General features: G+C 67.0%; 5 protein-coding genes. 1 reads left to right on the plus strand and 4 read right to left on the minus strand.

Annotated features, from left to right (window positions below; translation table 11 throughout):
- Positions 1–9 precede the first annotated feature (9 nt).
- Complete coding sequence (locus ACTQ49_RS13600; RefSeq protein ID WP_441828380.1) at positions 10–1,728, minus strand: formate--tetrahydrofolate ligase; 1,719 nt, start codon at positions 1,726–1,728, stop codon at positions 10–12.
- A gap of 97 nt (positions 1,729–1,825) precedes the next feature.
- On the opposite strand from ACTQ49_RS13600, the gene ACTQ49_RS13605 reads away from it, so the two are divergent.
- On the plus strand, positions 1,826–3,025 hold the full coding sequence (locus tag ACTQ49_RS13605; RefSeq protein ID WP_441828377.1) for a CapA family protein: 1,200 nt from the start codon (positions 1,826–1,828) through the stop codon (positions 3,023–3,025).
- Between the two features lie 75 nt (positions 3,026–3,100).
- On the opposite strand, the gene map is transcribed toward ACTQ49_RS13605, so the two are convergent.
- From map to secY, 3 genes are read right to left on the minus strand one after another with little or no spacing between them, the layout of a single operon-like run.
- Positions 3,101–3,940 carry a type I methionyl aminopeptidase gene (gene map / locus ACTQ49_RS13610; protein WP_441828381.1) on the minus strand — a complete coding sequence of 280 codons (840 nt, stop codon included), beginning with the start codon at positions 3,938–3,940 and terminating at the stop codon, positions 3,101–3,103.
- Positions 3,940–4,515, minus strand: coding sequence for an adenylate kinase (locus ACTQ49_RS13615; protein ID WP_441828378.1), 576 nt, complete (start codon positions 4,513–4,515; stop codon positions 3,940–3,942). Before ACTQ49_RS13615 ends, map begins: the two co-directional genes overlap by 1 nt.
- Positions 4,512–5,828: a preprotein translocase subunit SecY gene (gene secY, locus ACTQ49_RS13620; RefSeq protein WP_441828379.1), complete on the minus strand. Its 1,317-nt coding sequence runs from the start codon at positions 5,826–5,828 to the stop codon at positions 4,512–4,514. Before secY ends, ACTQ49_RS13615 begins: the two co-directional genes overlap by 4 nt.
- Positions 5,829–6,170 lie beyond the last annotated feature (342 nt).

A 6,170-nucleotide genomic window follows, 5' to 3' on the forward strand; every position in this document is an offset into this window, starting at 1 on the left:
GGCATCCCCTCAGAAGAGTCCGACGATCTGGCCGTCCTGGTCGATGTCGATCTGCTCGGCCGCGGGGTGCTTGCCCAGTCCGGGCATGGTGCGCATCTCGCCACAGATGGCGTAGACATAGCCGGCTCCGGCAGCCAGTCGCACCTCACGCACCGGGAGCGTCCAGCCGGTCGGCGCCCCGCGCAGTGCCGGATCATGGGAGATCGACAGATGGGTCTTGGCGATCACCACCGGCAGGTCCCCGTAGCCCAGCTCCTCAAACAGGGCGATGTCCTTGCGCGCCTGCCCGGTGAACTCCACCCCATCGGCCCCATAGACCCGGGCGGCCACCTTCTCCAGCTTTGCCTCGATCGAGTCCGACTCCTCATAGGTGTACTGGAAATCGGTCTGCTCCCGGCAGGCCTCCTCCACGGCCCGGGCCAGTTCCAGCGCTCCTTGCCCGCCGTCGACGACGTGGGTGGAGGCCGCCACCCGGGCGCACTCCTCCTGGGCGATGCGTCGGACCTCTTCGATCTCCTCGGCGTGGTCCGTGGGGAAGACATTGATTGCGACGACGGGGGCCACGCCGAAGTCACGCACGATCTGGATGTGCTTGCGCAGGTTGGCGGCGCCGGCGCGCACGTCCTCGGGCCGGTTCTGCAGCATCTCGTCGGGCAGGGGTTTGCCGGCCACCACACGGAAGCGGCCCGAGTGCGCCTTGAGCGCCCGCACCGTGGTCACCAGCACGGCTGCATCAGGCCGCAGACCGGAGACCCGACACTTGACATTGAAGAATCGCTCGGCCCCCATGTCGGCACCGAAACCGGCTTCGGTGAGCAGATAGTCGCTGGTGCGGATACCCACCTGGTCTGCGATGACGGAGGAGTTTCCGGTGGCGATGTTGCCGAAGGGGCCGGCATGCACCAGGACGGGCGTCCGTTCCGTGGTCTGCATCAGATTGGGCTTGATCGCCTCGCGCATGATCACGGTCATGGCACCGGCCGCCTTCAGGTCCTCCGCGGTGACCGGGCGACGATCTCGGGTGTAGCCCACCACGATCCGCCCCAGCCGCAGCCGCAGGTCCTGCAGGGAGGTGGCCAGCGCCAGACAGACTCCAACCTCACTGGCCGCAGTGATGTCGAAGCCACTCTGCCGCGGCACGCCGTCGAGCTTGGCACCCAGCCCCACCACGACATTGCGCAGGGCGCGGTCGTTCATGTCGATCACCCGTCGCCAGCTGATCGAGTGCGGCTCGATGCCCAACTCGTTGCCGTGATGGAGGTGGTTGTCGATCATCGCCGCCAGCAGGTCATGGGCGGCTGTGATGGCATGGAAGTCACCGGTCAGGTGCAGGTTCAGGGTCTCCATCGGCACCACCTGCGAATAACCGGCACCCGCTGCTCCACCCTTCACGCCAAAGGTGGGGCCCATCGACGGCTGACGCAACGCCAGCATCGAACGCTGGCCGAGTTGCTCCAGCCCTTGTGCCAGACCCACGGCCGTGGTGGTCTTGCCCTCGCCCAGGGGAGTCGGTGTGATCGCGGTCACGACCACATACTTGGCCGCCGGGCGATCGGCCACCTCGTCCAGGACGCCCAACCCCACCTTGGCCACATGCCGGCCGTGATGCTCGAGGTACGCGGGGTCGATCCCCGCCCTGCCTGCCACCTCCTCGATCGGGTCCAACTGCGCGGCGCGCGCGATCTCCAGGTCTGTGGGCAGCGGCTTCTTCGTCACAGCCCCAGTCAACACCACAGATAATCCTGCCTCGCAGCCGGGGCACGGGAAGACATCCCGCTCCGGCACGGCTTGAACCAATCACTGAGACAATTGGGGAAGATGGGGCATGACCTCTTCCTCGCCCCGCACCGGCCTGGCCGCCGTGGCCGCGGGCGTGCTCTGCGCCAGCGCGGTGGCTGGCTGCGCCCAGCGCCCCGCGACGCCGGGAATGGCCCCGAGCGTGGCGCCAACGGTCGGACCCAGCCCCAGTGCCACGGCCAACCCGGCTCCCCGGCAGGCCACGGTGGTCATGACCGGTGACCTGCTGTGGCACAACACGCTGTGGTTCGGCGCCCGGGATGATGCCGCCCGGGCCGGACGCAGTGGCTCCGACGAGATGGACTTCCTCCCCACCCTGGCTGCCGTCGAACCGCTGGTGGCCTCGGCGGACCTTGCCATCTGTCACAACGAGGTGCCCATCGCGCCCGCCGGCGGCCCCTACCACGGCTATCCGGCCTTCTCCGCGCCGCCCCAGACCCTGACAGCCGTCAGACAGCTGGGCTATGACCTGTGCACCACCGCCTCGAACCACAGCCTGGACCGTGGCGCCGACGGCCTGCGCCGCACCCTGGATCGAATGGACGCGACCCAGCTGCTCCACGTGGGCACCGCACGCAGCCAACGAGAAGCTGAAACTCCGGTCATCTTCACCACCCCAGACGGAGTGCGCATCGCAGTAGTGACCGGCGCCTACGGCACGAACGGCATCCCGCTGCCGCAGGGGCAGCCGTGGGCCTGGTCCGGGCTCGATCCCGAGCAGTTGCTGGAGCGCGCCCGCGCCAGCCGCGCGGCCGGGGCAGACATCGTCCTGGCGGCGATCCATGCCGGCGACGAGTACCAGCCTCGGCCCAATGACCAGCAGACCCGGTTGGCCACGATCCTGACGGCCTCCCCCGACGTCGACCTGGTCTACGGCCACCATGCGCACGCCGTCCAGCCGATCACCCGGGTCAACGGAAAGTGGGTGGCCTACGGGCTGGGCAACCTGGTGGCCCAGCACCGCAGCAAGGTCCCCCGCGGCCAGGAGGGCATCGCCACCCGCTTCACCTTCGTCGAGTCTCCCGACGGTCGGTTCAGGGTCCAGTCAGCCGAGTACTTTCCCACCTTCACCACGCCATACGCCGCCGGGCGCCCGGCTCGGTTGCTCTTGGTGAACGATGCCCTCGCCAGGGGCGAGGGCGATGCGGAGCGGCTCCAGGCGGCACGCCAGCGCACCACGGAAGCGGTCAACCTGCTCGGTGCGCAGGCCGGACTGCACCAGGGGTGACGGGAATCGTCCCGTCACCCCTGTGGGTCGTGCTCGTTGGCCGAACAGATCGGCCTGCGTTCGGTCGGCCTGCGCTCAGTCGGCCAGCGGCCCGAATGGAAGCCCGCGAGCCGTCAGCTCGGCCTCCCCGCCGTCCAGCTCGGTGAGGATCCAGATGCCGTGCCTGGTGACGGTCATGGTGTTCTCCCAGTGGGCCGCCCAGGTCCCGTCGTGCGTGACCACGGTCCAGTCGTCGTCCAGCGTGACCATGTCCTCGCTGCCAAGCGTCACCATCGGTTCCACGGCCAGAACCAGGCCCTCCGTCACCTTCGGGCCCCGCCCCGCCTTGCCGAAGTTCGGCACGTCCGGGGGCTGGTGCATGGCGGTGCCGATGCCGTGGCCCGTGTACTCACGCACGATGCCGTAGCCCTTGTCACGGGACTCGATGTCCACCTCGATGGCGTGCGAGATGTCGCCCACCCGGCCACCGAGACGAGCAGCGGCAAACCCTGCCCACATGGACTGGCGCGTGTGCTCGCTCAGGTCACGCGCCTTCTGGTCCACGTCGCCGACCAGGAAGGTGCGCGCCGCGTCACCATGCCAGCCGTCCACGATGGCGCCGAAGTCGATGGAGACGATGTCTCCGTCCTGCAGCCTCCGCTCGCCGGGGATGCCGTGCACCACCTCCTCGTTCACGGAGATGCAGGCGACGCCCGGGTAGGGCGGGTAGCCCCACTCGGCCCCGTAGTTGAGGAAATTGGACGTGGCACCCTCCTGGGCCAGCAGCTCGCGGCCCAGGGCGTCGAGCTCACCGGTGGTGACGCCCGGCGCCACCGCCTTGGCGAATTCCTCGTGGATGCGCGCCACCACCAGGCCGGCCGCACGCATCTTGATGATCTGTTCGGGCTTCTTGAGCTCGATCCCTCGGGAGAACATCACTTGGTGACGGCGCCGTCGATGGCCGCGAAGATCCGCTCGGCCACCTCGTCCACGCTGCCCTCACCGTCGACGCTGACCAGCAGCCCGCGCTCGCGGTAGATGTCCATCAGCGGCTCGGTCTCGGCGCGGTAGACCTCCATGCGACGACGAATGGTCTCCTCGTTGTCGTCCTCCCGGCCCTCGATCTCGGCGCGCTTCACGAGACGGTCGACGAGCAGTTCGGGGTCCACCTCCAGCGACAGGACGCAGTCGAAGTGCTGGCGCTGGTCCTCGAGGATGATGTCGAGCGCCTCCACCTGGTCTGTGGTTCGCGGGTATCCGTCCAGCAGCCAGCCGTCCTGCGCGTCGTTCTCCAGCAGGCGCTTGGCGACGACGGCGGTGGTGATCACGTCGGGCACGAACTCGCCGGCGCTGATCAGCTGCTGCACTCGCACTCCCAGCGGCGTCTTGGCCGCGATGTTGGCGCGGAAGATGGCGCCGGTGGAGATGGCCGGAATGCGGTAGTGGTTGGCGATCAGCTTGGCCTGCGTGCCCTTGCCGGCGCCCGGGGCGCCCATGATCAGAAGTCTCACTTGAGGAATCCTTCGTAGTTGCGTTGCTGGAGCTGGCTCTCGATCTGCTTCACCGTGTCAAGTGCCACACCAACGATGATGAGAATGGATGTACCACCGAACGGGAAGTCCTGGGAAGCCCCGAGCGTGATGAAGGCAATCGTCGGGATCAGCGCGATCAGGGCCAGGTACAACGAGCCGGGCGCGGTCAGACGCGACAGCACGTAGGCCAGGTAGTCCTCCGTCGGCTTGCCCGCGCGAATGCCCGGGATGAAGCCACCGTACTTCTTCATGTTGTCACTGATCTCCACCGGATCGAAGGTGATGGCCACATAGAAGTACGTGAAGCCGATGATCAGCAGGAAGAAGGCCAGGTTGTACAGGGGCTGCGCATTGCCACCGGCGCCGGTGAAGTTCGCGTTGATCCACTTGCCGGCCTTGCTCTCCGGCTGGAAGGTGGCGAAGAGCACCGGCAGGTACAACATCGACGAGGCGAAGATGACGGGGATCACGCCGGCCTGGTTGACCTTCAGCGGAATGTAGGTGGTGGTGCCACCAAACAGGCGACGGCCCACCATGCGCTTGGCGTACTGCACCGGGATGCGGCGCTGGGCCTGCTCGACGAAGATGATGCCGGCCATCACCAGCAGGCCGATGGCCAGCACCAGGCCGAAGATGAGCCAGCCGTGGGCGCCCTCACGGGCCTGCTTGATGCTCCACATGGCCGTGGGGAACTGCGCGGCGATCTGGGTGAAGATCATGATGGACATGCCGTTGCCGACGCCACGATCGGTGATCAGCTCACCCATCCACATGATGATGCCGGTACCGGCGGTCATGGTCAGGATCATCACGATGATGGGGAAGATGCCCCGGTCGTACATGATGCCGTCGCAGCCCTGGAAGAGCTGGCCATTGCGGGCCATGGTCACGAAGGCGGTGGCGTTCAGGATGGCCAGGACGATGGTCAGGTAGCGCGTGTACTGCGTGATCTTCTGCTGACCGGCGGCGCCCTCCTTCTTGAGGGTCTCCAGCCGCGGGATCACGACGGTCAACAGCTGCAGGATGATGGAGCTCGTGATGTAGGGCATGATGCCCAGCGCAAAGATGGACAGCTGCAGCAGCGCGCCACCCGAGAAGAGATTGATGATCGAGTACAGACCGGCGTTGGCCCCGTCCTCCGCCAGTCGTCGGCACTCGTCGATGCGAACCACGTTCACATTGGGCGTCGGCACCGTGGATCCCAGCCGGAAGACGGCAAGGATGAACAGGGTGAACAGGATCTTCTTGCGAAGGTCCGGCGACCTGAACGCATTGGCAAAGGCTGAAAGCATCGCGGGGATCTCTCTTCGATCAATCTGCACGAACGCCCAAGGACTGGACGCCCACGCGGGTCGGGGCATGCTGCCGCCCATGGCGGGCAGCCGCGCCAGCCTATCAACTGGGTCAGGACTTGCCCGCATTCCACGCGGCGCTGCCACCGCGCGTCCAGCCGATCTGCAGCTCGGCCGAAGATAACGATCCAGTGTCAGCTCGCGGTCCCCCATTCCCCTGGCCGGGCGCCGCTAGGACGTGTTGCTAAATCCATTGCAGAGCGGCGGAGAGGCAGATCCCTGCCGCGTATGACCGGGCGGTCTTGTCGTAGCGGGAAGCGAGTCCGCGCCACTGCTTCACGA

Origin of the sequence: Luteococcus sp. Sow4_B9 (assembly GCF_052116585.1) — a bacterium.
Lineage (GTDB): Bacteria > Actinomycetota > Actinomycetes > Propionibacteriales > Propionibacteriaceae > Luteococcus.